Genomic DNA, 26,015 nt, shown 5'->3' on the forward strand with positions numbered 1-26,015 from the left:
CGCGCCCTGACCCCACCTCTTGACCCCACCTCTTGACCCGACCCCTTGACTCCACCCCCTCACCCGAACGGAAGCCGGGAGACAGGCATGACCGACGAACGCTCGCAGGAATCGCCCGGGCAGCACGGGCTGTCCGACGCCAAGCAGCGGCTCCTGGACCGGTGGCTGGCCGGTGCCGCCCGGCCGGAGGGCATCGGCCGCAGCGGCGGGCAGGGGCCGGTGCCGGCCACCGCGGCCCAGCGCCGGATGTGGGTGCACGCGAGGCTGCTGCCCGGCACCGCCGCGTACAACATCGGGCAGGCCGTACGCCTGACCGGACCGCTCGACGTGGTCGCGCTGCGCCGGGTGCTGGCCGAACTGCTGGAGCGCCACGAGGCGTTGCGCACCACGCTCGCCGAAGCCGACGGCGTGGTGCGGCAGGTGGTGGCGCCGTCGCTCGAACTGCCGTGGGCCGAGGCCGACTCCGGGGGCGACCGGAGCGGTGAGGCGGCGTGGATCGGCGCGCTGGACACCGAGCCGTTCGACCTGGAGCTGGGCCCGCTGGTGCGGTTCGGCCTGCTGCGGCACTCCTCGACCGAGCACGTCCTGATGCTGGTGGTGCACCACGCGGTCGCCGACGGGCTGTCGCTCGCGGTGCTGCTGCGTGAACTCTTCACGCTGTACGAGGCGTTCACCTCCGGTCTGCCGAGCCCGCTGCCCGCGCCGCAGGTCACCTACCGGGACTACGCGCGCTGGCGCGAGGAGCGGGAGGCGGGTCCGGAATACGCGGCCCATCTCGCGGCGTGGCGCGAGGAGTTGGGCGGACAGCCGCCGCGGCTGGACCTGCCCGCGGACCGGCCGCGCCCGCAGGTCGCCGGCTCCCGGGCGGTCTCGCACCGCTTCACGCTGGCGCCCGAGGTGTGGTCGGCGGTGCGGGAGTTGGCGCGCGGCCATGACGCGACGCCGTACATGGCGGTAGTGGCCGCGTTCACGGTGCTGCTGCACCGCTACACCGGGCAGCAGGCGGTGCCGGTGGGCTCGGTCGTCCACGGCCGGGAGCGGCCCGAACTGCGGGACGCGGTGGGCTGCTTCGCGGACACGGTGGTGCTGCGCACGCGGGTGGAGCCGGAGCTGCCGTTCGGGGAACTGCTGGACCGGGTGCGGGGCACCTGCCATGAGGCGTACGCGCGGCAGGAGGTGTCGCTGGACGCGGTCGCCGCCGAGCTGCGCTGGGACCGTTCGGCCGGTGCCGGGCCGCTGCCGCAGGTGCTCGCGGTGATGCAGAGCCCGCCGCGGGGGGCGCGGGTGGCGGGGCTGCGGGCGGAGCCGGTGGAGCAGGAGGTGGACTCGGCGCGCTTCGACCTGGTGCTCAACTGCTGGGAGGACGGCGGCACGCTGCACGGCGCGGTCACCGGCAACGCCGACCTGTACGACGCGGCGACGGTGGCCAGGACCGCCGGGCACCTGGTGCGGCTGCTGGGCGACGTCGCCGGGCGCGGCGGGCAGGCGGCGGTCGGCGCGCTGGAGGTGGTGCCGGACGAGGAGCGGGAACTGCTGCTGCGCTGGGGCCGCCCGGTGGAGGGCGACGACCCGCTGGTGGACCGGGACCTGGCCGCGCTGGTGCGGGAGGCGGCGCTGCGCGACCCGGGCGCGGTGGCCGTGGAGTGCGGCGGACAGTCCCTCACCTATGGGGAGTTGGAGGCGCGGGCGGCGGTGCTCGCGGCGCGGCTGCGGGCGGCGGGGGCGGGTCCTGACACGCTGGTCGGGGTGCTGCTGGAGCGTTCGGTGGACCTGGTGGTGGCGCTGCTGGCGGTGCTGACGTCGCAGGCCGCGTTCGTGCCGCTGGAGGTGTCGTGGCCGGCGGCGCGGGTCCGGGAGATCACCGAGCGGTGCGGGCTGGCGCTGGTGGTCGGCGCGGCGGACGCGGACCGGCTGCTGGCCGGCAGCGGCGTGGCGGTGGTCCGGCCGGACGCGGACGGCGAAGGCCCGGACGGGGAGGCGGAGTGGGCGCCGTCGGGACCGGCCGACATGGAGCGGATCGCGTACGTGATCCACACCTCGGGCTCCACCGGCACCCCGAAGGGCGTGATGATCCGGCAGCAGGCGATCTGCAACCGGATGCTGTGGCAGATCGGGAAGCTGGGCCTGCGGCCGGACGACGCGGTGCTGCACAAGGCGCCGCTGGGCTTCGACATATCGGTCAACGAGATCTTCCTGCCGCTGGTGGCCGGTGCCCGGCTGGTGGTGGCCGAGCCGGGCGACGACGGCGACGTGGACCGGCTGCTGGCGACGGTCGAACAGCGCGGGGTGACGTTCCTGTACATCGTGGCCTCGATGCTGGATGTGCTGCTGGAGCGGCCCGGCGCGGCGGCCGGGCTGCGTTCGCTGCGGCATCTGTGGTGCGGCGGCGAGGCGTTGACGGCCGAACTGTACGCGCGGTTCCGCGCGGTCTCGCCGGCCCGGATGTACCACGGCTACGGCCCGGCGGAGACGACGATCGGGGTCAGCTGCCGGGTGTTCGAGCCGTCGGAGTCCGCTCGGCGCGTCACCATCGGCCGGCCCAACCCCAACGCTCGGCTGTATGTGCTGGACGCGGCGCTGCGGCCGGTGCCGGTGGGGGTCGGCGGCGAACTGCACGTCGGCGGGCTGCCGTTGGCCCGCGGCTATCTCGGCGACCCGGAGCGGACCGCAGAGTCGTTCATCGCGGACCCGTACGCGGACACGCCCGGTGCCCGGATGTACCGCACCGGGGACCTGGCGCGGTTCACCGCGGACGGCGAGATCGAGTTCCTGGGGCGCGTGGACGACCAGGTGAAGATCCGCGGGTTCCGGGTGGAGCCGGGCGAGGTCGCCGCGGCGCTGGCCCGGCATCCGGCGGTGCGGCAGGCGGCGGTGCTGGCGCGTACGGCGGCGGGCGGCGGGCACGAGCTGGTCGGGTACGCCTCGGTGCGCACCGGTGAGGACGGTGCGCAGGGCGCGCAGGCGCCCGGCGGGGAGGAGCTGCGGGGCTGGCTGGCCGGGCTGCTGCCGGCGCACGCGGTGCCGCGCGCGGTCCTGCTGCTGGCCGACCTGCCGCTGACCACCGCGGGCAAGGTCGACCGCAGGGCGCTGGCCGCGCTGCCGCTGCCGGTCTCCGGCACCGAGGGGGGCTGGACCGCGCCGGCGGCCGGCACACAGGACGAGGTGGCGCGGATCTGGGCCGAGCTGCTGGAGGTGGAGAAGGTCGGCGCGCACGACAACTTCTTCGACCTGGGCGGCCATTCGCTGCTGGTGGTCCGGGCGCAGACGCTCATCGAGCAGCGGATCGGGGTGAAGGTGCCGCTGCTGACGCTCTTCTCGAACGCGACGGTGGCCCGGCTGGCGGCCTTTCTCGACGCGGGCGGCGGGGCGGGGCCGGGGGGTGAGGAGGCGCCGGGCGAGGCGGGCGCGCAGGCCCGGGCCCGGGCGTTGCGCGGCCGGGAGGCGCTGTCGGCGCGCCGGTCGCGCCGCCCGCAGGGCCGTCCGCAGGTCCCGGCGGCCGGGGAGGGCGCGTGAGGGCCGCCGGGCAGGGCGCGGGGGCGGAGGGCGCCGGAGCGCACAGCACCGCAACGGGCGGCGCGACCACGGACGGCTCGGCCGCGGGCGGCGCGTTCCCGCTGACCGACACCCAGCAGGCGTACCTGGTCGGCCGCGGCGACGCCTACCCGCTGGGCAATGTGAGCACGCACGCCTACCTGGAGCTGGAAGGGCCGCTGGAGGTGGGGCGGTTCGTGCGGGCGTGGCGGCTGCTGGTGGACCGGCACGGGATGCTGCGCACCGTGGTGGACCCGGCCCGGCAGGAGCAGCGGGAGCTTGCGGAGGTGCCGGACCCGCCGGTCGAGGTGCTGGACCTGCGGGAGCGTACGGAGCAGGAGGTGGCCGCGGCGCTCGCGTCGGTGCGCGAGCGGCTGTCGCACGAGGTGCGCCCGGCCGGGGTGTGGCCGCTGTTCTCCGTCGTGGTGTGCCTGCTGGCGGGCGGCACCTGCCGGGTGCACGTCGGCTTCGACGGGTTGACCGTCGACTGGGCGAGCTGGCACGTGATGTACCGGGACCTGGCCGCCTACTACGACGACCCGGCCGCCGAACTTCCGCCGCTGCCCGTCGACTTCGCGGGCTACCTGCGGCAGCGGGCGGCCCTCGCGGATACGGGGGCGCCGGCGGCGGAGGAGTTCTGGGAGCGGCGGCTGCCGGAGCTGCCCCCGGCGCCCGCGCTGCCGCTGCGGGCCGACCCGGACACCGTGCGCTGCCCGCGCTTCGTGCGCCGTCAGGCCGTGCTCGACCCGGAGACGTGGGCGCGGCTGCGGCGGCGCGGGGCCGCGGCCGGGCTGACCCCGACCGGTGTGGTGCTCGCCGCCTACGCCGAGGTTATTGCCCGCTGGAGTTCCACCGACCGCTTCACGCTCAACGTGCCGAGCATGAACCGCGACCCCTCGGTGCCCGGCGCGGCCGAGCTGGTGGGCGAGTTCGCGTCCTTCACGCTGGTCGAGGCCGACCACGCCGGCGCGGACGGCTTCGCCGTACGCGCCCGGGCGCTTCAGCGGCGGCTGCTGGAGGGGCTGGAGCACGGCGCGGCGGGCGGGGTGCGGCTGCTGCGCCGGCTGACGCGGCTGCGCGGCGGGGAGCGGGCCCGGATGCCGGTGGTGCTGACCAGCACCCTCGCGCTGGCCGAGCCCGAACCGCACGTCCTGGAGCGCTCGTTGCGGCACGTGTACGGGATCACGCAGACCCCGCAGGTGTATCTGGACGCGCAGGTGGAGGAGCGGCGCGGCAGCCTGGCGTGCAACTGGGACGCGGTGGAGGAGCTGTTCGAACCCGGCGTGCTGGACGCGATGTTCGGGGCGTGGACGTCGCTGCTGCGGCGGCTCGCCGACGACGAGGGGCTGTGGGAGCGGGACGACGTCGGGCTGCTGCCCGCCGGGCAGGCCGCGCGGCGCGAGGCGGCGCAGGGCCCGGTGGTGCCGGTGCCGCGGGAGCTGGTCCAGGACGCGTTCCTGCGGCAGGCCGCGGCCCGCCCGGACGCGCCGGCGGTCGTCAGCGCGTCGGGCACGCTGAACTACGGCGATCTGCTGGCGCGGGCGGCGCGGCTGGCGCGGCGGCTGCGGGACCTGCCCGGGGTGGCGCCGGGCGCGCTGGTGGCGCTGCTGCTGGAGAAGGGCGAGGAGCAGGTGGTGGCGGCGCTGGGGGTGCTGCTGGCGGGCTGCGCGTATGTGCCGCTGGACCCGGAGTCCCCGCCGGGCCGCCTCGCGCGGCTGATGGAGACGGCCGGGGCCGCGGCGGTGGTCACGCACGGGCCGCCGGCCGGTGCGGTGCCGCCCGGGGCGCGGCCGGTGCTGCGCACGGACGAACCGGCGCGGGCGGACGAGCCGGCGCGGGCGGATACCGGCGCCGGGCTGCCGCCGTCGGACCGTACGCCGGGCGACCTGGCGTACGTGCTGTTCACCTCGGGCACGACCGGGGAGCCCAAAGGGGTGATGATCGAGCACCGGGGGGTCGTCAACTGCCTGCGGGCGACGGCCGAGCGGTTCGGGCTCGGGCCGGACGACCGGTGCCTGGGGCTGACGGCTCTGCACCACGACATGTCGCTGTTCGACGTCTTCGGCGTGCTGGGTGCGGGCGGCACGCTGGTGCTGCCGAGCCCCGAGCGGCGCACCGACCCCGCGCACTGGCTGGAGCTGATGGCCCGGCACCGGGTGACGGTGTGGAACTCGGTGCCCGCGATGATGGAGATGCTGCTCGCGCGGCTGGCCGACACCGGCGGGGCCCGCACCGACGACCCGGCGGCTCTGCGGCTGGCCTTCCTCGGCGGGGACTGGGTGCCGCTGGCGGCCGTACGGGAGCTGGGCGAGCGGTTCCCGGCGGCCCGGGCGGTGTCGGTGGGCGGCCCGACCGAGACCACGCTGTGGAACATCTGGTACGACATCGGGCGGCCCGGCCCGCACTGGACCTCCGTGCCGTACGGCACGCCGATCGCCAACACCCGCTACCACGTGCTGGACAGCGCGCTGCGGGACCGCCCGGACGGCGTCACCGGGGAGCTGTACTGCTCGGGTCCCGGTGTGGCGCGCGGCTACCTCGGCGATCCGCCCGCCGACCGCGCGGCCTTCGTCACCCACCCGCGGACCGGGGAGCGCCTGTACCGCAGCGGCGACCTGGGCCGCTACCGGGCGGACGGCGTCATCGAGTTCGCCGGGCGCGCGGACGGCCAGGTGCAGATCGCCGGGCGGCGGGTGGAGCCGGCCGAGGTGGAGGCGGCGCTCGCGGCGCATCCGGGGGTGGCCCGGGCCGCGGTGGTGCCGGTGCGGCGCGAGGCGGCGGCCGGCCACCGCGGGCTGGCCGCGTTCGCGGTGCCGGCCGGCGGGCGGGCGGCGCCCGGCCCGGCGCAGCTGCGGGCCCATCTGGAGGGGCTGCTGCCGGAGTATCTGGTGCCCGGCAGCATCGTGGTCTGCCAGGCGCTGCCGCTGACCGGCAACGGCAAGGTGGACCGGGAGGCGCTGGCGCGTCAGGCGGCGGCCGCTCCCCCGGCCGCCGCACGCAGCGACGACGACGGCGACGACGACGGCGGGGAGTCCGGCGACCCGCTGGTCGAACTGCTCGCCAGGACCTGGGCCGCAGCGCTCGGGCTGCCCCGCGTCGGGCCGCACGACAACTTCTTCGCGCTCGGCGGGGACTCGCTGGTCGGCGCCCGCATCCTGGCCCGGCTGCGCGACGCCTTCCCCGACGAGCGGCTGTCCCCGCGCGCCCTCATGGCCACCTCGGACGTGGCGGCCATGGCGCGGGTGCTGGCCGAGGAGGAGGCCGAGCCGGGCCGGATGGCGCAGATCGCCGCGGTCCACCTGTATGTGGCCGACCTGTCGCCGGAGGACCTGGACGCGGCGCTGGCGGCCGAGCAGGCGCCGCCGGGGGGTGCGTCGTGACCGGCGCGGCGCCCCCGGACCCGCGCCGGGCCGAGCTGCTGCGCCGTGCCCTGGCCGCCCGCGGCCTTCCCGCCGCGGCGCCGCCGCCCACCGGTGCCCCGGGCGGGCGGCTGCCGGCGCCGCTGTCCACGGCGCAGCGGCGCATGTGGTTCCTGCACCGGCTGGCACCGGACGACCCGGCCTACCACCTCACGGTCGGGGTGCGGCTGAGCGGCGCGCTGGACGCCGGGCGGCTGCGGGCGGCGTTCGAGGCGGTCACGCACCGGCACGAGGTGCTGCGGACGGTCTACCGGGGCGACGCCGGCCGGGAGCCGGTGCAGATCGCCGCGCCCGAGGGCACCCCGCTCCCGTTCGAGCAGCGTGAACTGCCGCCCGGCCGGCCGCGCCCGGCGGTCGAGGAGGGCGTCCGGGCGTGGGCGGGGCGGCCGTTCGACCTGGGGCGGGACCTGCCGCTGCGGCTGCTGCTCCTGCGCACCGGTGCGCAGAAGCACCTGCTGTTCCTGACGATCCATCACATCGCCTGCGACGACCTGTCCTGGCAGGTGCTGCTCGGCGAGGTGTCGGCCGCCTACCGCGGCGACCCGCAGGGCCCGCCCGCATCCCGGCAGTACGCGGACTTCGCCCGCTGGGAGGCCGAGGAGCTGTCCGGACCGGCGTACGAGGCGTCCCGCGCGTACTGGCGGGAGCTGCTGGCCGGCCCGCCCGGGACCGTACGGCTGCCCGCCGACCAGCCGCGCCCGCCGGGCCCGCCGAGCCGGGGCGTCCGGCGTCGAGCGGCGGTCTCCCCCGGCGCGGCCGCGCGGATCAGGGAGCTGGCGCGCCGGGCGCGGGCGTCGCCGTACATGGTGCTGCTGGCGGCCGCGGCGCTGCTGCTGCGCCGCTGCGGCTCCACCGGACCGGTGGCGTTCGGCACACCGGTGGTGCGGCGGCCGCGCCCGGAGTTCGAGCCGCTGGTCGGCAACTTCGGCAACGTGATGGTGCTGCCGGTCGACGTGGGCGGGCCGGGCGGGGAGCCGGAGCCGCGCGCGCTGCTGGAGCAGGTGCGCGAGGTGTGCGCGCAGGCGTACGCGCACCAGCACGTGCCGTACGAGACGGTGGTCGCCGATGTGCGGCCGGACCGGGGCGGCGGCGTGCCGCGGCTGTTCGACGTGATGTTCTCCTACCGTTCGCACCTGCTCGGCGGGCTGGACCTGCCGGGGGTGGAGTGCGCGGAGTACCCGGTCGACCCGGGCACGTCGCGGTTCGACCTGGTGCTCGACGTGGCGGACACCGGCGGGCCGCATGGCAGCGGCGGCAGCGGCGGCATGTCCGTGACCGTCACCGCCCGCGCCGACATGTTCACCGCCGCCACCACGCAGCGCCTGGCCGACCGGTTCGCCGCCCTCGTCGAGGAGCTGGCCGCCGGCGGCGAGCCGGGCGCGACCCCACCACTGCCGACCGGCGAGGGCGCTGTCGCGCGCCCGCGCCGCGAAGGGACGACACCCGCCATGCCCGACACCTCCGCCGCCGCGGGCGGCCCCGCGTACGCGCCCGGCCCTGGCCCTGGCCCTGGCCCCGACTACGATCCCGACCTCGACATCGCCGTCATCGGCATGGCCGGCCGCTTCCCCGGCGCGGCGAGCCTGGAGGAGTTCTGGGCGGGCCTGGCCGCCGGGCACGAGGCGGTGTCCTCCTTCACCGCGGAGGAGTTCACCGCCGCCGGCAACGACCCGCGCGAGCTGGACGATCCGGGCCTGGTGCGCAAGGAGGCCGCGGTCGAGGGCATCGAGCTGTTCGACGCGGACTTCTTCGGCTACCGGCCCTCGGAGGCCGAACTCCTCGACCCGCAGCAGCGGTTGTTCCTGGAGGTCGCCTACCACGCGCTCCAGCAGGCCGGCTGCTCCCCGCGCGAGCACCCCGGGCCGATCGGGGTGTACGCGGGCGCGAGCCAGAGCCGCTACTTCCTGGAGCGGGTGCACCCGCACATCGCGGACGCGCCGCGCTCGCTGGCGCTGCTGCCCGCGCAGTCGGCCAACGCGCCGGGCACCTTCGCCACCCGGGTCAGCTACGAACTTGGCCTGACCGGGCCGGGCATCACCGTGGCGACCGCCTGCTCCACCTCGCTGGTCGCGCTGCACCTGGCCTGCCGGGACCTGCTGGACCACGCCTGCGACGTGGCGCTGGCCGGCGGCGCCTGCCTCAACCCCCGCCCGCACACCGGCTACCACCACCTCCCCGACGGCCCGCTGTCGCCGGACGCGCGCTGCCGCGCCTTCGACGCAGGCGCGAACGGCATGTTCCCCGGCGACGGCGTGGGAGTGGTGGTGCTCAAGCGGCTGGCCGACGCCCTCGCCGACGGCGACCCGATCCGGGCGGTCGTCAAGGGCTCGGCGGTCAACAACGACGGCGACCGCAAGGCGGGCTTCTCCGCGCCCAGCGCGGCCGGCCAGCGCGAGGTGATCCTCGCCGCGCACGCCGCCGCGGGCGTCGCGGCGGCCGACATCGGCTACGTGGAGGCCCATGGCACCGGCACCCCGGTCGGCGACCCGATCGAACTGAAGGCGCTGCTGGAGGCGTTCGCGGCCGACCCGGACACCGCGGCGCGGCCCGGCTCCTGCGCGCTGGGCTCGGTGAAGACGAACATCGGGCACCTGGACGCCGCCGCGGGCATCGCCGGGATCATCAAGACCGTCCTTGCTCTGGAGCACGAACTGCTCCCGCCCAGCCTGCACTTCGAGCGACCCAACCCGCTGATCCCGCTGGAGGGCAGCCCGTTTCGGGTCGTCAGCGAGCCGACCGCGTGGCCGCGCACCCCGGGCGCACCGCGGCTGGCCGGGGTCAGCGCCTTCGGGATCGGCGGCACCAACGCCCATGTCGTCCTCCAGGAGGCGCCGCCGCGGCCCGCCCCGGCCGCCGGCACCCGCCGCCACCACCTGCTGACCGTCTCCGCCAAGTCGCCGCAGGCGCTGGCCGACAGCGCTGCGCAGCTCGCCGACTGGCTGACCGAGCACCCGGACCTGGCACCGGCCGACGTGGCCCAGACGCTGCGGTCGGGCCGCGAGGAGTTCGACCACCGCCTGGCCGTCACCGCCGCCGACCTGCCGGGGGCGGTGCGGGCGCTGCGGGAGGGCGCCGGCCGCGCCGGCCGGGCGGCCGCGCCCCGCCCGGTGGCGCTGCTCTTCCCGGGCGGGGGCACCCACTTCGCCGGGATGGGCGCCGAACTCGACGGTGTCGAGCCGGTGTTCACCGCGGAACTGGACCGGGCCGCGGCCGTCATGGCCGGCCACGGCCGCGATCTGCGGGCCGAACTGGCGCAAGGCGGCGCCGGGTTCGTCGGAGTGGTCGCCACCGGTTACGCGATCGCCCGCCAGTTGGAGGCGTACGGCGTCAGGCCGGTGGCGCTGCTCGGGCACAGCCTGGGCGAGTACACCGCGGCCTGCGTGGCCGGGGTGATGTCGCTCCAGGACGCGCTGCCGCTGGTCGCCGCGCGCGAGCGGCTGATGGCCGAGGCGGGCGGCGCCACGCTGAGCGTGCTGCTCGGCGAGGAGCAGGTGCGGGCCCGGCTGACCGGGAGCCTGTCGGTCGCGGCGGTCAACGGGCCGCTGCACTGCTCGGTGTCGGGCCCGGTGGCCGAGGTCGAGGAGCTGGAGCGGCGACTGGCCGAGGACGGCGTGGACTGCTCGCGGCTGCGGCTGGCCACCGCCGTGCACTCGGCGCTGCTGGAGCCGGTGCTGCCCCGGTACGCGCAGGCGCTGGCCGGGGTGGCGCTGCACGCGCCGCGCATCCCGATCGTCTCGAACATCAGCGCCGCGCCGCTGACCGACCAGGAGGCGACCGACCCGGCGTACTGGCTGCGCCACACCCGGCACACCGTCCGCTTCGCCGACGGCCTGGCCGCCCTGCACCGCGAACGCGGCGGCCCGGTCCTGGTCGAGGTCGGCCCGGGCCGCGGCCTGACCCGCCTGGCCGCACTCCAGCTCGGCGACGGCGCCACGGCGGTGCCTGCCATGCGCCACCCCCGGGACGGCTACGGCGACGGCGAGGCGCTGACCGCCGCGCTCGGCGCGGTGTGGGCGGCCGGCGGCACCATCGACCGGCACGCCCCCTACGGCGACCGGCCGCCGCGCCGGGTGCCGCTGCCCGGCTACGCCTTCCAGCGGCGCCGCTTCTGGATCGACCCGCCGCCGCGCGACGCGGCGCCGGCCGGCACCTACCTGGTGCCCGACGGGCTGCACGACCCGGCGTTCGGCCGTGCCCTGGAGCTGGCCGCCGGCGGCAGCCGGCTGCTGGTCGCGGGCGGCGGGCCGGACGAGCCGGCGGCGGCCGTCGCGCACCTCGACCCGGCCGCCGAGTCCGCCGCGCTCGCCGCGGACGACACGCTGCTGCGCGGCCGGATCGCCGTCGCGCACCCGCCGGCCGGCCTGACCAGCGTCATGGACGCCCTGTGCGCCCGCCACATCATGTGCTTCCTGCACCGCGCCGGGGTGCGCACCGCGGGCGGGACCGCCACCACCGCCGAGGAGGTCGCCGCGACCGTCCGCGTCACACCCGGCTACCGGCCGTTCCTCGACGCGATGCTCGCGGTGCTGGCCGAGGACGGGTACGTCACCCGGGACGGTGAGAGGGTCGTCTTCCGCACCCGGCCCGGGGACGCCGCCGACCTCGGCGCGGAGCCCGGCATCGAGGAGCTGGAGGCCCTGGTCCGCTCCCAGTACCCCGACCGCGCCGACGAGGTGGAGCTGCTGCGGCGCTGCGCCGAGCGCTACCCGGACGTGCTGTCCGGCGCCGTCGAGGGGCACCAGGTGCTGCTGCCCGACGGCGAGGGGGACATCGCGCAGGAGGTGGTGGACCAGCGGATCGGCAGCAGCGACGTCGCCGTCCACACCCGGCTGGTGGCGCAGGCGGTGGCCCGCCTCGCCCGGCAGGCGCGCGGCGGGCGGCTGCGGGTCCTGGAGGTCGGCGCCGGGCGCGGCTACCTGACCTGGGACGTCGTCGAGGCGCTGAAGGGCGTGCCGGGCGTGGAGTACCACTTCACCGACCTGGGCCGGTCCTTCGTGCTGGCCGGGCAGCGCACGGCGGCCGAACGCGGCGCGGACTTCATGCGGTTCGGGGTGCTGGACGTCTCCCGCGACCCGGCGCCGCAGGGCTTTCCCGCCGGCGGCTTCGACGTGGTGCTCGCCTTCAACGTGCTGCACGCCACGCCCGACCTGCGCGACACGCTGGGCCATGTCCGGTCCCTGCTCGCCGACGGCGGGCGGCTGTTCCTGCTGGAGGCCGCCGGTCAGCGGCGCCCGTCGATGCTGACCGCGGGCCTCTTCGCGGGCTGGTGGTACTTCCGCGACGACCTGCGCGTGCACTCCCCGCTGCTGCCGCCGGAGGGCTGGCGCGACCTGCTCGGCGCGCGCGGCTTCGAGGACGTGCGGATCTTCCCGCACGAGCCGGGCCTGCTGGCGGCCGCCGACCACGCGCTGCTCACCGCGCGCGCCCCGCTGTGCGACGCCGCCGCCGAACGGGCCGCGCGCATACGGCGGTTGGAGGAGGCCGGCGGCAGCGTCGAGGTCATCGCGCCTGAGGCGGCGCGCGGCCTGACAGCGGCGCTCGGCGCGGTGCTGGACACGCCGGAGCCGGTGGTGCTGCGGCTGATGGAGTCCGCGGCCCGCACGCCGGCGGCCGAACGCCCGGGTGAACGCCCGGGTGAACGCCCGGCTTCCGAACACCCGGCTGCCGAAGGTCCGGGCGCCGCGCCGCCCGCGGGGGGCGGGCTGTACGGCGGCGGGACGGCGTTCAACGCCCGCCCGCCGCTGGAGACGCCCTACGTCGAGCCGCGCGACGACCTGGAGCGGACGGTCGCCCGCACCTGGGCGGCGGTCCTCGGCGTCGACCGGGTCGGCGTCCACGACGACTTCTTCGACCTGGGCGGCGAGTCCCTGCTCGCCATGCAGCTCGTCACCCGGCTGCGCGAGGAGCTGGACGTGGCGCTGTCCGTGAGGTCCTTCTTCGACGCGGGCGAGCCCACCGTCGCGGTGCTGGCCGCGCTGATCGGGCGTTCCCGCGCCGCGGGCCCCGCGCCCGCCGCCATCACCCGGAGCCCGCGCCGGGCCAAGACCCCCACCGCGCAGGAGTGAGAGCCCGCATGTCCACCGAACCCGCACCGTCCGTGCAGGCCTCGCAGCCCGCACACCCCGCGCAGCCCGCGCCCGCCGCGTCCGCCGCCCCGCTGGAGTTCCCCGCCTCCTACGACCAGGAGCGCATGTGGTTCTTCCACCGGCTCGACCCGGGCAACCCCACGTACAACGTGCCGCTGGTGCTGCGGCTGCGCGGTGCCCTCGACGCCGGGCGGCTGGGCCGCGCGCTGCGGCGGGTGGTCGACCGCCACGAGATCCTGCGCACCACCTACGCGGCCGGACCGGACGGCGCCCTGCGCCAGTTCGTGCACGAACGCGTCGACGTCCCCCTGGAGTCGGTGGCCCTGGACGGCCCCGCGCCCGCCGAACCGGTGACGGCCGACCCGGCGGTGCGGGCGCACCTGCGCGAGACGGTCCGCGCGCCGTTCGACCTCACCGCCGAACCACCGCTGCGGGCCCGGCTGGTGCGGCTGGCAGGCGACGACCACCTGTTGGTGTGCTGCGTGCACCACATCGCCACCGACGGCTGGTCGCTCGGGCTGCTGGTCACCGAACTCGACGCGTTCTACCGCGCCGACGCGGGCGACGGCGACGGCTCCGGCTCCGGCTCCGGCTCCGGCTCCGGCTCCGGCTCCGGCTCCGGCTCCGGCTCCGGCTCCCGCGAACTCCCGCCGGGCCTCGCGGAGTTGCCGATCCAGTACGCCGACTACGCCGAGTGGCAGCGCGCGACCCTCACCCCGCAGGCGCTGGCCGACCGCTACGACCACTGGCGCGAGGTCCTCGCGGGCCTGCCGCCGCGGATCGCCCTGCCGACCGACCGGCCGCGCCCCGCGGAGCCGACCTTCCGCGGCGCCCGGGTCGACTTCGACCTGCCCGCCGAGGCCGCGGCCGGCATCCGCGCCCTCGCCCGCCGCCACGGCGCCACCTTGCACATGACGCTGCTCGCGGGCTGGAACGCCCTGCTGCACCGCTACGGCGCCGGTTCGCGGATCGTCGTCGGCACGCTGCTGGCCAACCGGGACAACGCGCAACTCGCGCCGCTCATGGGCCTGTTCGTCAACACCCTCCCGGTGCGGGTGGATGTGGACCCCGCGCAGCCCTTCACCGCGCTGCTGGCGGCCGTACGGGCGGCCGCGCTCGACGTGCAGGCCCACCAGGACACCCCCGTGGACGGGCTGGTGCGCGCGCTCGGCGCCGACCCGGGCGCGGGCGCGGGAGCCGGCGGGAACCCGCTGTTCCAGGTCCTGTTCGCCCTCCAGAACTTCGCCGACCAGCGGCTGCGCCTCGGCGGTCTCGATGTCGAACGCCTCGACGACGAGGAGGAGTCCACCCGGTTCGACCTCGAACTGCACCTGTGGGAGCACCCCGACCGCCTGCACGGCTCCCTCGTCTTCGACACCGACCTGTTCGACCCGGCGACCGCCGAGCGGATCGCCGGCCACTACCGCCACCTGCTGGCCGCCGCCGTCCGCGACCCCGGCACCCCCGTCGGCCGCCTCTCGCTGCGGTCCGCCGCGCGGGAGCGGGAGTTGGCCGGCGTGATGGCGCGCGGCGGGCTCCTGGTGCGCGACCCGGCCGGGCTCCTGCCGCCCGAGGGCGTGCCCGGCGAGGTCCACAACTCCGGCGGCGAGCCCACCGGGCAGCGCGGTGTCCTCGAACCCGGCGGCACCGTACGGCTGTTGGACGCGGTCGGCTTCGACGGCGTGGTGCCCGCGCGGGTGGACATCGGCGGGCGCCGGGTCGAACCGGCCGCCGTCGAGGAGGAGTTGCTGCGGGCCGCGCCCGCCCTGGCGGACGTGGCGGTCGTGCCGCGGACGAGCACGGCGGGCCCGCCGGAGCTGCTCGCCTACGTGGTGCCCGCCGGGCCGGTGGACCTCGGCGCGCTGGCCGCGCACCTGCCGGTGCCCGGCTGCGTGCTGCCCGTCGCGCGCCTGCCGCTGACGCCCGACGGAGCCGTGGACGTCCCCGCGCTCCTGCGCCTGCCGGTCGCCGATCCGGCCGAGGCCCACCGCCTCGAAGCCCGCCTCCGTGCCGCCCACCCCGCCGTTCCCCTCGCCGTCCTCCCCACACCCACCGCACCGCCCGCCCTCCCCCGCGTCCCGCGCCCCGAGCCGGCCGCCCCCGTTCCGCAGCCGGCTGCCCCGCCCGCCTCCACTGCCGCGGACGGCTCCCCCGCAGGCCGGCCGCAGGCGCTCGCCGACGGCGGCCCGCCGGTCGCCCCGGTGGACCGTACGCTCGGCGACACGCTGGCGCGGGTGGCCAAGGCGGCGACCGGGGGGATCGTCGTGATCGGGGAGGACGGCGAGGAGACCGGCCTGTCCTACGGCGACTTGCAAGGGCGGGCGCTGCGCGTGCTGGCCGGGCTGCGGGCGCTCGGGGTGGGCCCGGGCGACCGGGTGCTGCTCCAGTTGGAGGAGCACGCCGCTTTCCTGACGGTGCTGTGGGCGTGCCTGCTGGGCGGGCAGGTGGCGGTGCCGCTGGCGGTGCCCGCCGACTACGCCGCCGGTGACGCGGCGTGCGGGCGGCTCAGGGGCGCGTGGGAGGCGCTGGAGCACCCGTTGGTGGTGGCCGCGGACGCGCGGCTGGCGGAGCTGCGGGCGGCGGGGGCGGACTGGCCCGGTCTGCGGGCCGCGGGGGCGGACGGGCTGTCCGCGCACGAGCCCGCGCGGCCGCGCCCGGCCGACCCGGACGACCCGGTGCTGCTGATGCTGACCTCCGGCAGCACCGGCCGGCCGAAGGCGGTGGTGCTGCGGCACCGCAACGTGCTGGCGCGCAGCGCCGCGACCGCGGCCGCGAACGGGCTCGGCGCGGACGAGGTGTCGGTGAACTGGCTGCCGCTGGACCACGTGGGCGGGGTGGTGATGTTCCACCTGCGGGACACGTATCTCGGCTGCCGCCAGGTGCACGCGCCCGCCCGCTGGGTGCTGCGGGACCCCTTGCGCTGGCTGGAGTTGGCGCACCGGCACCGCGCGAGCGTGACGTGGGCGCCGAACTTCGCGTTCGGGCTGGTCGGCGACCGGGCGGCCGAGCTGCCGGCGCGCGGGGCGGACTGGGACCTGTCGCGGCTGCGGTTCGTGATGAACGCCGGTGAGGCGATCGTGCCGCGGGTGGCGCGGCGCTGGCTGCGGCTGCTCGCGCCGTTCGGGCTGCCGGGCACCGCGATGCGCCCGGCGTGGGGGATGTCCGAGACGTCGTCCGCGGTGGTGTACTCCGACCGGTTCACGCTCGCCGGGACATCGGACGACGACGCGTTCGCGGAGGTCGGCGCGCCCCTGCCGGGGACCGCGGCGCGGATCGTGGACGGGCCGCAGCAGGCGCCGCGGGTGCTGGCCGAGGGCGCGGTGGGGCGGCTCCAGGTGCGCGGCACCACCGTGACGACCGGTTACCTGGCGGCGCCGGAGCAGAATTCGGCGGCGTTCACCGGTGACGGCTGGTTCGACACCGGGGACCTGGGCCGGATCGTCGGCGGCCGGCTGACGCTGACCGGCCGGGCGAAGGACGTGGTGATCCTCAACGGCGTCAACCACCACAGCCACGAGATCGAGGCGGCGGTGGAGGAACTGGACTGCGTGGAGCCGTCGTTCACCGCGGCGGTGGCGGTGCGGCCGCCCGGGTCCGGCGGTGACGAGCTGGCGGTGTTCTTCCACCCGCGGGGCGCGGCCGGGCCGGAGGAGGTCGCGCGGCGGGTGCGGCACGCGGTGCTGGACCGGATCGGCGTCAATCCGCGCTTCGTGCTGGCGGTCGCGCGTGCGCAGGTGCCGAAGACGGAGATCGGGAAGATCCAGCGGGCGGCGCTGCGGGCCCGTTTCGAGGCGGGCGCGTTCACCGCGGCGCAGCAGGCGGCCACGCTGCCGGACCACTTCCACCGGCCGGTGTGGGTGCCGCGCGCGCTGCCGCCGCGGCCGTCGGCGCCTGCCCTGGACGGCCCCGTCCTGGTGCTGCCGGACTCCGGCGGCCTCGCCGGGCGCCTGGCGGCGCTGCTGCGGGCCGCGGGGCGCGAGGTGGTGGTGGCCGAGGGGCCCGGCGGCGACGCCCCCGTAGGCCTGCTGCCGGCGGCCGTGGTGGACCTGCGCTGCTACGACCGGCCGTCGGGCGCTTCCGCGCGGGGCGAGCTGCACGCGCTGCTGGGGCTGATCCGGCGGTGCGGGCCGGCCGGTGCGGTGTACGCGGTGACCAGCGGTGCGGTCGCGGGGCTGCCGCAGGAGGTGCCGGACGTCGAACGGGCGCCGCTGGCCGGACTGTTGGCGACGCTCGGCCAGGAGCTGCCGGGGGCCCGGGTGGTCCAGCTGGATGTGCTGCCGGGTGACGCGGACGAGGTCGCGGCGCTGCTGGCCGCGGAGGTGGGGCGGCTGCCGCGCGAGCGTGCGGTGGCCTACCGCGGGGGCCGGCGGCTGGCCCGGAGGCTGGTGCCCGCGCGGGCGGGGAGCGGGGCCGGACGTGCGCCGTTCCGCGCGGGCGGGCGCTACCTGCTGACGGGCGGCGCGGGCGGCGTCGGGCGGCTGCTGGCAGCGGAGTTGGCCGCGTCGTACGGTGCGCGGGTGCTGTGCCTGGGGCGCGGGCCCCGGCCGCCGGCGCTCGATCCGGCGGCGGAGTACGTCCGCGCGGATGTCACGGACGCCGGGGCCGTGGGCCGGGTCGTACGGGAGGCGGAGGCGCGGTGGGGGGCGCCGCTGGACGGGGTGCTGCACCTGGCGGGCTCCTACCGGGAGGTGCCGCTCGACGCGTGCGCGCCCGCCGATCTCGACGCGGCGCTGGCCGCGAAGGCCGACGGGGCGCGGGTGCTGGCCGAACTGCTGGGCGGGCGGCGGGGGTTGCTGTTCGTCGCGTTCTCCTCGGTGAACGGCCTGTTCGGTGGCGCGTCGGTGGCGGGCTACTCGGCGGCCTCGGCCTACCTGGACGCGCTCGCAGGCGCGCTGCGGGAGCGCGGCCTTGACGCGTACAGCCTGGGGTGGAGCATGTGGGACGAGACCGGGATGAGCGCGGGCCACCCGATGAAGAGCCTGACGCGGGCGCGGGGCTACCGGGTGCTGCCGCCGGACGAGGCGCTGGCCTCGCTCGTGGTGGCGCTCGGCCTCGACGCGCCGCACCAGCTGGTGGGGCTGGACCCGGGCCGCCCGTGGGTGGCCTCCCAACTCGGCGGCGGTTCGGCGGTGTTGACGGAGCTGTCGGTGCACGCCGAGGCGGAGCCCGCGCTCGGTGCGGCGGCGCCCGACCGGTTCGGCACGCCGTCCGCGGCGCCGCGGGTCGTGGTCGGTCCGCTGCCGCTGGACCCGGTCACCGGCGAGGTGGACCGGGAGCGGCTGGCGAAGTCCGGTGCCGCGTCGGCCACGCAGGCGGGCGCGGGGGCAGGTACGGGCACCGGCTCTGCGGACGGCGCTCCGCGCGACGGCCTGGAGTCGGTGATCGCCGCCGTGTGGGCCGAGGTGCTGGGCGTTTCGGGGATCACCCGCGGCGCGAGCTTCTTCGACCTGGGCGGCGGCTCCCTGCAGGCCACCCGCGTCCACGGGCTGCTCCAGGACCGCCTGCACCGCGACATCCCCCTGGTGGAGCTCTTCCGCCGCCCCATCCTCCGCGCCCTCGCCGAAGCCCTCGCCCCCGCTCCCGCCTCCTCCACTCCCCCGCCCGCCCCCGGCACCCGCGGCCGCTCCCGCGCCGCCCGCCGCCTCCGCGCCACCCCCAAGCCCTGACCCCGAGGGAGGGGCCCGGCCGCCCGGGCCCCTCCCGGTCCTGCGCATAGGGTGTCGTCATGCCCCTGAGCCGCATGGTCCTCTCGTCCGGTCGCTCGATCGACCTCACCGAGCTGCGCATGTCCTCGACCTACGCGGGGGTGCTGGAGGGCTACCCGAGCAAACTCTTCAACGACCGTACGGTCAGGCGCCTTCGACGTCGGGCCGAAGCCGCCTTCCCCTCCGCGCCGGTCCACCTCCTGCCCCCCACCCGCAGCTACCCGGACAGTCCCGCCGGCCCCTTCGGCCCGGTCGAGGTGCTGCCCTCCGTGACGTGCATCGGCGTCTTCGACTCGACGGTGGTCTCCCCCGTACTCGACCCGGTCCTGCACCGCTCCACCCTCACCGTGGCCTGGTTCCAGCCGACCCCGTCCCCCGAGCACGCCGATCCCGCCCTCCACACCCTTCCCTGGGACACCCTGGCCGGCGACTACGCGCTCTAGCCGCCCGTGTCCGGCGCCCCGTGAGAACGCTTTCGCTCCGCCGCGGTGGTCAGGATGCCGAGCAGCACCGCGAGGTCGGCCGCTCCCTCGGCGTCGTCGGCCCAGCGCATGACCGCCACCGGACGGGCATCCCGGAGGAAGACGCCTTCCCGTGCCAGGAGGAAGGCCAACGCCAGCATGGCGGCACGGGCGTTGCCGTCCTCGAACGGATGGAAGAAGAGGACGTCGAGGTAGGCACGGGCCGCGCGTGCGGGCAGCGGCAGATCCGCGTGCGTGCTCTCGGACAGGCAGCGCTCGAAGCGCGTCCGTGTGCCGGGGGCGAGGCCGTAGCGCTCCTGCCCGCCCTTCGCGAAGGCGGGTGCCGGACGGAACCCGACGGACTGGCGGCCCAGCACGGTCCGCTGCCACCCCGCCAGGAGCGCGAAGCTCAGCGGAACGCCCTGCCGCGCATCGGCGAAAGCCGCGTCAAGGGCTGCCATGACCCGTGCGGCCCCCTCGGCGTCGCGTCGGCCCCGCCCGCGTCGGCCGCGGAGGCGGGCAGGGGGCGGGCGCTGGTGTCGGCTCGGCGGACGGCGCTCCGCGCGAGGGCCCGGAGTCGGTGATCGCCCGGGCCCGTCGGCTCTTCGACCGACCGACCGACCAACTGACCGGTCGCGTCCGTCGGTCTGCCATGATCGGCCGCGGTCGGTCGGGGTGTCGTTCGGGAGGTGCTCGTGGGTGTGATCGGGTCAGGGCGGTCCGCGCGGGTGGCCGCCTACGCGGAGGTGGGTGCGCGGCTGTCGCTGTGGAGCGACCGGCGGCTGGGGGAGGCGGTAGCCGCCGCGCCGGGCCTGGGTTCCGGCATCGGCGGCAGGTCGGCGGAGATGGAGGTGGAGGGGAGGCGGGTCTTCGTCAAGCGGGTCCCGTTGACGGACCTCGAGTTGCGGCCGGCGCATGTGCGGTCCACCGCCAACGTCTTCGGCCTTCCGCTCTTCTACCAGTACGGCGTCGGGTCGGCCGGTTTCGGCGCCTGGCGCGAGCTGGCGACGCACATCATGACGACCGGTTGGGTGCTGGGGGACGCGTACGCGGGGTTCCCGCTGCTGTATCACTGGCGGGTGCTGCCGGACGCTCCCCCCACCGGCTTCGCCGACGAGTTCGGGGGCGTGGCGGGGGCGGTGGCGCACTGGGACGGCTCGCCGGCGGTGCGCAACCGCCTGGAAGCGATCGGGGGGTCGTCCGCCAGCCTGGTGCTCTTCCTGGAGCATGTGCCGAGGACGCTGGGCGCGTGGCTGGGCGAGGCACGGGCCGGGCAGGAGAAGGAGGTCCGCTCGCCCTACCTGTGGGTGGAGGAGGAACTGCGCCGGGGAACGGAGTTCATGAGCGCGCGCGGGCTGGTCCACTTCGACGCGCACTTCTCCAACCTGCTCACCGACGGCCGGCGGGTCTACTTCGCCGACTTCGGGCTGGCCTTGAGCCGCGACTTCGAACTGTCGGCGGAGGAGCACGCCTTCCTCGCCGACCACCTCGTCTACGACCGCAGCTACGCACCGGGCCACCTGCTGCGCCATCACCTGCCCGACGGCGTGCGCGGCGGCGCCGACCACGGCGCCTTCCTGCGCGCATGGGTCGCGGGCCGCCGGCCGCCCGGTGTGCCGGCCGACCTCGGCGCGGTCATCAGCCGCCACGCCCGGCACGCGATCGTCCTGGACGACTTCCACCGCCGCCTGATCGCGCAGAGCAAAGCCACCCCCTTCCCCGCAGCCGAGGTCCGGCGCGCCATGGGCGACGTACCGTCGGCACGCTGAGGAGGCGCCCCGCCCACACCGACCGCCCGAGCCAGGCTGTCGGGCCGTCGGTCCGTCGGTCCGTCGGTCCGGCCGCCTAACGGTCAGCCGGTGACCGGCTTCGCGGCGTCGATCCACCCGGCGAGCTGGTTCATGTAGCCCGCCTGGGAGACGTAGTCGAGCGTCGCCGACAGCCACGGGTGGACCTGGCCCGCGGCCAGCGCCGGGCTCTGCTTGACGGTCGGCTGCTTGGCCAACTGGGCCCGGTCGTAGCCGTCCTGCTCCAGCAGCCAGAGGTCGCCGCCGACCTGGCCGGCGTTCTCCCAGCTGTAGTCGGCCCAGTAGAAGCCCTCGGGCTCGGGCGCGAAGAACTTCACGCCGAGGTCGGAGTAGAGCCGCAGCGCCGGGTCGTCCTGGTACTTGGCGGCGTTGATGCCGTCGCTGTCGGCGTAGATCGCCGCGACGGTGACCGGGTGCGCCGCGGCGGCCTTCCGCAGCCGGTCCGAGGCCGCGTCATAGGTGGCCTTGGCCTTGGCGACCGTCGCGGCGTCGGCGCCGAGCGCGGTGGCGAGCTTGGTGGTGTGCGCCACGACGTCGGCGCCGTCGCCGCCGATCAGGATCGTGATGACAGGGGCGATCGCCTCGACCTGCTTCTGCTGGGCGAGGTCCTTGAAGCCGTAGTCGGGCTGGGTGGTGTCGATCGTGCCCTTCTCGTCGGTCGGGTATGCCTCGGAGACGATGACGTCGGGGCGGGCCGCCGCGAGCTTCTCGACGTCGATCTCGCCGGCGACCGATCCGACCTGCTGGACGCCGGAGGTGTCGAGCCCGTCGAAGCGGGCGTCGGCCTTGAACGTGGCGTAGCCCCAGGCGGCGACGGGCTCGATGCCGTAGTGCATGAGGGGGACGATCTCGTCGTTCATGCCCGCCACGCGCTGCGGCGCGTGGTCGAGGGTGACGGTCTTGCCGAGGTCGTCGGTGAAGGTCCAGCGCTGGGAGGACGCCGACGCGGCGCTGTCCGCGCCGGAGTTCGACGAGGAGCAGGCGGCCAGAGCGGCGATCAGAGCCAGGGCGAGGAGCGGGAGCAGGCGGAGGCGTGGAAGGTTCGACATAGTGAGCTTAGGTTAGCCTAACCTTCCTCGTCCTCCTCCGGCAGCACCAGCGGAGTGCCGGTCACCGGGTCGGGCACCACCCGCGCGCGCAGCCCGAACGCCCGCCGCAGCAGCTCCGGTCGCAGCACCTCGGCCGGCTTCCCGTCGGCGAGCACGCCCCCTTCGCCGAGGGCCACCAGCCGGTCGGAGTAGCGGGCCGCCAGCCCCAGGTCGTGCAGCACCATCACGACGGTGGTGCCCGACACGCGGTTGGTCCGCCGCACCAGTCGCAGCACCTCCAGCTGGTGCGCGAGGTCGAGGTAGGTCGTCGGCTCGTCCAGCAGCAGGGTCGGCGCCTCCTGCGCGAGCACCAGGGCGATCCAGGCGCGCTGCCGCTGACCGCCCGACAGCTCCGTCACCGCCCGGTCGGCCACCTCGGCGAGCCCGGTGTCGGCCAGCACCCGCGTCACCACCGCGTCGTCCGCGGGCGTCCACGGCCGGGCCCAGCTCTGGTGCGGGTTGCGGCCGCGCATCACCAGGTCCCGTACGCTCGTGCCGGCCGGGGCCACCGGGCTCTGCGGCAGGATCGCCAACCGGCGCGCCACCGCGCGCGAGCGGTACGTGCGCAGGGGCTCGCCGTCCAGCAGGATCGTGCCCGTGCGCGGGGCCAGCAGCCGCCCGAACGCCTTGAGCAGGGTGGACTTGCCGCAGCCGTTCGCCCCGACCAGCGTGGTGACGGTGCCGGCCTCGATGTCCAGGTCCACGCCCTGGAGCACGGTGCGCCCGTCGTAGCCCAGGCACACACCGCGGGCCTGGAGCACGGGTACGGCGCCGCCGGCCCCGGATACGGGTACGGACTCGGGTACGGGTGCGGCGGTCATGCCGTCATCTCCTTGCGGTGTCTGACCAGCAGCCAGATCAGGTACGGCGCGCCGACCACGGTCGTGACGATCCCGACCGGCACGTCCCACGGGAAGACCGTGCGCGCGAGCGTGTCGGCCAGCAGCACCAGGCAGGTGCCGGTCAGCCCGGACAGCAGCAGCGGCGGGCGCGCGGTCCCGGCCGCGCGCACCGCGATCTGGGGCGCCACGAACGCGACGAACCCCACCGGGCCGGCCGCCGCGACCGCGGCCGCCGTGAGCAGCACGGTCAGGCCGACCACGACCGCGCGGTGCAGTTGGACCGGCAGTCCGACGCCCCGCGCGATGCCGTCCCCCAGGTGCGAGACGGCCAGCGCGGCCGACCCGGCGAGCGCGAGCGGCACCAGCACGGCCACCGCGGCCAGCAGCGGCCGCACCCCGTCCCACGACGCGCCGGACAGCGAGCCGACCAACCACTGCGAGGCGGCCGTCGCCTGGGTGACGCGGGCGCGCACCAGCAGATAGCTGGTGCCGGCGTCGAGCATCGCCGCCACCCCGATGCCCACCAGCACCAGGCGGTAGCCCTCCACACCGCCGCCGCGCCACCCCAGTCCGTACACCACGGCCGCGGCCGCGACCGCGCCCAGCGCCGCGGTGGCCGGCATGCCCGCGCCCAGCAGCGTCCCGCCGACGCTCTCCCCGCCGCCGCCGAGCACCACGGCCGCGACCGCGCCCAGCGACGCCCCCGACGACACCCCGACGACGTCGGGCGTGGCCAGCGGGTTGCGGGTGACCGTCTGCATCAACGCCCCTGCCACGCCCAGCGCCAGGCCCACCAGCGCGCCGGTGAGCACCCGCGGCAGCCGCAGGGTGACCACGATGAGCCGGTCGAAGCTGTCGCCCCGCCCGGCCAGCGTCCGCAGGATGTCGGGCACCGACACCTGCGCCCCGCCGACCGCGATCGCGGTCACCACCAGCGCGAGGGCGAGCAGCGCGGCCGCGGCCGTGGCCGCCAGCACCCGCGGCCGCCACGCGAACCCGAACGGCCCGACCAGGACGCCGTGCCGCCCCGCGGCCCCGGCAACTCCCGCGGGTGCGGCGGGCTGTACGGCGGTCACAGGCTGACCAGCGAGCGGCGGCGGGCGACCACGACGAAGAACGGCCCGCCGACGACGGCGAGCATGATGCCGACCTGGACCTCGGAGGCGCCGCCGATCTCGCGGCCGGCGATGTCCGCGACCAGGACGACCAGACAGCCGACGAGGGCCGCGGCGGGCAGCAGCAGCCGGTGTCCGGCGCCGACCAGCGCACGGGCCAGGTGCGGAACGACCAGGCCGACGAAGGCGATCGGGCCGGCGGCGGCCGTGGCGGCGGCGGTGAGCAGGGTGATCGCGGCCAGGCCGGTGCCGCGGGCGACGAGCAGGTTCTCGCCGAGGCCGCGCGCGAGGTCCTCCCCCTCGGCGAGGTTGTCCAGGGCACGGGTGTTGAGCGCGGCGAGCAGCAGCCCGGCGGCGGCGAAGGGCAGCGTGGCCCACACGTCGTGGAGTTGGCGGCCGGACAGCGAGCCGACCACCCACAGCTGGTAGGCGCGCAGGCTGTCGCGGTCGGCGAGGGTCAGGAAGGACGTGATCGCGCCGAGCAGCGCGGAGACCGCGGTGCCGGCGATGGCCAGCGGCACCGGGTTCGCGGTGGCGCTGCCGGCGACGGTGATCGCGAAGGCGGCCAGGCTCGCCAGGAGGGCGCCGGCCAGCGCCAGGCCCACCGACGCGGCCGGGCCGGACAGGCCCAGCACCACGATGCCGAGGACGACGGCGAGCCCGGCGCCGGCCGAGACGCCGAACAGGCCGGGGTCGGCCAGGGGGTTGCGGGTGTGGCCCTGCATGACGCTGCCCGCCACGCCCAGGCAGACCCCGGCGATCAGGCCGATGACCGTACGCGGCACCCGCGAGCCGTAGACGACGGCGGCGTCGGTGCCGGAGCCGGGGTGGAGCAGTCCGTGCAGCACCGCTGCGGGGGTGAGCGGATTGCTGCCCAGCAGAAGGCTCGCGACGCACACGGCGGCCACGGCCACGGCCAGCGCGCCGAGGGATCTCCCACCGGCGGCACGGAACCGGGACAGGGACGGGGACGGGAACGGCCGGCGGGTCCGCTGCGGCGGCTCGGCCGGCTCCGTAGCTACGATCACGAAAGTTAGCTTAGCCTTACCTTCATGAGCACTCGCGCACGCACCCTCACCCGTGAATCCCAGCTGTTCCGTGCCTCGGTCGTGTCGACCACGCGCCTGACCCCGAACATGCAGCGCGTGACCGTACGCGGCGACGAGCTGCGGGACTTCCCCTGGCGCGGCTACGACCACTGGTTCCGGCTGTTCCTGCGCCACCCGCACCAGGAGCGCTTCCACGTGCCGGAGGCGGGCGGCGAGAAGTGGTGGCAGCCCTACCTCGCCATGCCCGACGAGGTGCGGCCGCACTGCGCCAACTACACGGTCGCCGACTTCCGCGCCGAGGACGGCGAGTTGGACATCGACGTGGTGGTGCACCGCGGCCCGGACGGCGAGTTGGCCGGCACCGTCGCCATCTGGGCCTGCTCGACCGGGCACGGCGAAGAGCTCGCACTGATCGACCAGGGCATCCTGTTCGACCCGCCCGCCGACGCCTCCAGCGTGCTGCTGGTCGCCGACGAGTCCGGCCTGCCCGCGGTCGCCGGCATCCTGCGCTCGCTGGCGCCCGACACCGTCGGCCGGGTCTTCCAGGAGGTGCCCACCGACGGCGACCGCCGCACCCTGGCCGGCCCGCCCGGCGTACGCGTCGAGTGGATACCGCGCACCGACCCGGGCACCGCGCCCGGCAGCGCCGCGCTGGCCGCCCTGCGCGCCCACCGGGACATCGACCCGGACGGGTACGCCTTCGTCGTCGGCGAGCAGACGCTCGCCACCGAGGGCCGCCGCCACCTGCACCGCGCGGGCATGCCGAAGGACCGCATCACCTTCTCCGGCTTCTGGAAGTCCGAGCAGCACTGACGCCCGCGGGAGCGCCGCCGCGCACGGTCGGCTCCTGGATGACCGGACGAACGGGCGACCGGACGACTCGACAACCGGACGACCGGCGAGGGCGGCGG

At 76.6% G+C, this 26,015-nt stretch carries 12 protein-coding genes; 7 read left to right on the plus strand and 5 right to left on the minus strand.

Going from position 1 to position 26,015, the window contains the following annotated elements; all coding sequences use genetic code 11:
• Nucleotides 1–87 precede the first annotated feature (87 nt).
• The 5 genes from AC3EVP_RS22780 to AC3EVP_RS22800 are packed head-to-tail and all read left to right on the plus strand — an operon-like array spanning nt 88 to nt 19,184.
• On the plus strand, nt 88–3,513 hold the full coding sequence (locus AC3EVP_RS22780) for a non-ribosomal peptide synthetase (RefSeq protein ID WP_435132417.1): 3,426 nt from the start codon (nt 88–90) through the stop codon (nt 3,511–3,513).
• On the plus strand, nt 3,510–6,911 hold the full coding sequence (locus tag AC3EVP_RS22785; RefSeq protein ID WP_435132420.1) for a non-ribosomal peptide synthetase: 3,402 nt from the start codon (nt 3,510–3,512) through the stop codon (nt 6,909–6,911). Before AC3EVP_RS22780 ends, AC3EVP_RS22785 begins: the two co-directional genes overlap by 4 nt.
• On the plus strand, nt 6,908–13,015 hold the full coding sequence (locus AC3EVP_RS22790) for a condensation domain-containing protein (RefSeq protein ID WP_435132423.1): 6,108 nt from the start codon (nt 6,908–6,910) through the stop codon (nt 13,013–13,015). Before AC3EVP_RS22785 ends, AC3EVP_RS22790 begins: the two co-directional genes overlap by 4 nt.
• A gap of 8 nt (nt 13,016–13,023) precedes the next feature.
• Nucleotides 13,024–18,702, plus strand: a complete 5,679-nt coding sequence (locus AC3EVP_RS22795; protein ID WP_435132426.1) for an SDR family NAD(P)-dependent oxidoreductase — start codon at nt 13,024–13,026, stop codon at nt 18,700–18,702.
• Between the two features lie 59 nt (nt 18,703–18,761).
• Nucleotides 18,762–19,184, plus strand: a complete 423-nt coding sequence (locus AC3EVP_RS22800; RefSeq protein WP_435132429.1) for a hypothetical protein — start codon at nt 18,762–18,764, stop codon at nt 19,182–19,184.
• On the opposite strand, the gene AC3EVP_RS22805 is transcribed toward AC3EVP_RS22800, so the two are convergent.
• Nucleotides 19,181–19,663 carry a Fic family protein gene (locus AC3EVP_RS22805; protein WP_435132432.1) on the minus strand — a complete coding sequence of 161 codons (483 nt, stop codon included), beginning with the start codon at nt 19,661–19,663 and terminating at the stop codon, nt 19,181–19,183. The two genes, AC3EVP_RS22800 and AC3EVP_RS22805, sit on opposite strands and share 4 nt — an antisense overlap.
• Before the next feature lie 234 nt (nt 19,664–19,897).
• Between AC3EVP_RS22805 and AC3EVP_RS22810 the strand changes: the two genes are divergently transcribed.
• A complete protein-coding gene (locus AC3EVP_RS22810; RefSeq protein WP_435132435.1) occupies nt 19,898–20,971 on the plus strand; it encodes a BUD32 family EKC/KEOPS complex subunit in 1,074 nt (357 codons plus the stop codon).
• A gap of 83 nt (nt 20,972–21,054) precedes the next feature.
• Here the strand turns inward: AC3EVP_RS22810 and AC3EVP_RS22815 are convergent, their stop codons facing one another.
• From AC3EVP_RS22815 to AC3EVP_RS22830, 4 genes are read right to left on the minus strand one after another with little or no spacing between them, the layout of a single operon-like run.
• The gene (locus tag AC3EVP_RS22815) at nt 21,055–22,059 is read right to left on the minus strand and encodes an ABC transporter substrate-binding protein (protein ID WP_335979236.1); all 1,005 of its coding nucleotides are present in this window, start codon (nt 22,057–22,059) and stop codon (nt 21,055–21,057) included.
• Nucleotides 22,060–22,076: 17 nt separating this feature from the next.
• Complete coding sequence (locus AC3EVP_RS22820; RefSeq protein ID WP_435132438.1) at nt 22,077–22,919, minus strand: ABC transporter ATP-binding protein; 843 nt, start codon at nt 22,917–22,919, stop codon at nt 22,077–22,079.
• Nucleotides 22,916–24,016 carry a FecCD family ABC transporter permease gene (locus AC3EVP_RS22825; protein WP_435132441.1) on the minus strand — a complete coding sequence of 367 codons (1,101 nt, stop codon included), beginning with the start codon at nt 24,014–24,016 and terminating at the stop codon, nt 22,916–22,918. The genes AC3EVP_RS22820 and AC3EVP_RS22825 overlap by 4 nt, the downstream gene beginning before the upstream one ends.
• Nucleotides 24,013–25,083: a FecCD family ABC transporter permease gene (locus tag AC3EVP_RS22830; protein ID WP_435132444.1), complete on the minus strand. Its 1,071-nt coding sequence runs from the start codon at nt 25,081–25,083 to the stop codon at nt 24,013–24,015. Before AC3EVP_RS22830 ends, AC3EVP_RS22825 begins: the two co-directional genes overlap by 4 nt.
• Before the next feature lie 24 nt (nt 25,084–25,107).
• Between AC3EVP_RS22830 and AC3EVP_RS22835 the strand changes: the two genes are divergently transcribed.
• Nucleotides 25,108–25,917: a siderophore-interacting protein gene (locus AC3EVP_RS22835; protein WP_435132447.1), complete on the plus strand. Its 810-nt coding sequence runs from the start codon at nt 25,108–25,110 to the stop codon at nt 25,915–25,917.
• Nucleotides 25,918–26,015: the final 98 nt, after the last annotated feature.

This window comes from Actinacidiphila sp. bgisy144 (genome assembly GCF_057708105.1).